Raw genomic sequence first — 1,787 nt, 5'->3', positions numbered from 1 at the left:
GTCACTACTCTATCGACCATTAACAATCGTCTTGTACAAGCACCTTGGCCTAAGCCATTTAGGTGTTGTATGGTTAAGCCTTACGGGCAATTAGTACAGGTTAGCTTAACGCCTTACAACGCTTCCACACCCTGCCTATCAACGTCGTCGTCTTCAACAACCCTTCAAAGCGATTAAATCGCTAGGGATGACTCATCTCTGGGCCGGCTTCCCGCTTAGATGCTTTCAGCGGTTATCCGTTCCGAACGTAGCTACTGGGCAATGCAATTGGCATCACAACCCAAACACCAGCGGTTCGTCCACTCCGGTCCTCTCGTACTAGGAGCAGCTCCCATCAATCATCCAACGCCCACACCAGATAGGGACCGAACTGTCTCACGACGTTCTAAACCCAGCTCGCGTACCACTTTAAATGGCGAACAGCCATACCCTTGGGACCGACTTCAGCCCCAGGATGTGATGAGCCGACATCGAGGTGCCAAACACCGCCGTCGATATGAACTCTTGGGCGGTATCAGCCTGTTATCCCCGGAGTACCTTTTATCCGTTGAGCGATGGCCCTTCCATTCAGAACCACCGGATCACTATGACCTACTTTCGTACCTGCTCGACGTGTCTGTCTCGCAGTTAAGCTGGCTTATGCCATTGCACTAACCTCCTGATGTCCGACCAGGATTAGCCAACCTTCGTGCTCCTCCGTTACGCTTTGGGAGGAGACCGCCCCAGTCAAACTACCCACCAGACACTGTCCTTAACCCCGATTAGGAGTCAAAGTTAGAACATCAAACATACAAGGGTGGTATTTCAAGGGCAGCTCCACGTCATCTGGCGACAACGCTTCATAGCCTCCCACCTATCCTACACATGTAGGGTCAATGTTCAGTGCCAAGCTGTAGTAAAGGTTCACGGGGTCTTTCCGTCTAGGTGCGGGTACACTGCATCTTCACAGCAAGTTCAATTTCACTGAGTCTCGGGTGGAGACAGCGTGGCCATGGTTACACCATTCGTGCAGGTCGGAACTTACCCGACAAGGAATTTCGCTACCTTAGGACCGTTATAGTTACGGCCGCCGTTTACCGGGGCTTCGATCAAGAGCTTCGACATACGTCTAACCCCATCAATTAACCTTCCGGCACCGGGCAGGTGTCACACCGTATACGTCATCTTTCGATTTAGCACAGTGCTGTGTTTTTAATAAACAGTCCCAGCCACCTGGTCACTGCGACCCTCATCCGCTTAAGGCGTAAAGCCCATCACAGACAAGGGCGTACCTTCTCCCGAAGTTACGGTACTATTTTGCCGAGTTCCTTCACCCGAGTTCTCTCAAGCGCCTTAGTATTCTCTACCTGACCACCTGTGTCGGTTTGGGGTACGGTTCATATAGTCATAAGTTTAGAAGCTTTTCCTGGAAGCCGGGTATTTGCTACTTCAACTCCGTAGAGTCTCGTCTCACGTCTCAGGCTTAATGTCAGTCCGGATTTACCTAAACCAACACCCTACGCGCTTTCACATGGACTACCAACGCCATGCTAGCATAACCTTCTCCGTCCCTCCTTCACTGACTATACAAGTACGGGAATATTAACCCGTTTCCCATCGACTACGCATTTCTGCCTCGCCTTAGGGGCCGACTTACCCTGCCCTGATTAGCATGGGACAGGAAACCTTGGTCTTCCGGCGTGGGGGTTTTTCACCCCCATTATCGTTACTCATGTCAGCATTCGCACTTGTGATATGTCCAGCATGCTTCTCAACACACCTTCATCCACTTACACAACGCTCCCCTA

Annotated in this window: 1 rRNA gene; it reads right to left on the bottom strand. The window is 51.2% G+C overall.

The annotated features are described in order from the left end of the window. Window positions 1-69: 69 nt before the first annotated feature. Window positions 70-1,787 (bottom strand): 23S ribosomal RNA (locus D6V41_RS18030); the annotation flags it as partial.

Source organism: Ningiella ruwaisensis (genome assembly GCF_004798935.1).
GTDB lineage: Bacteria > Pseudomonadota > Gammaproteobacteria > Enterobacterales > Alteromonadaceae > Glaciecola > Glaciecola ruwaisensis.
This window is presented reverse-complemented; position numbering and strand designations above follow the sequence as displayed.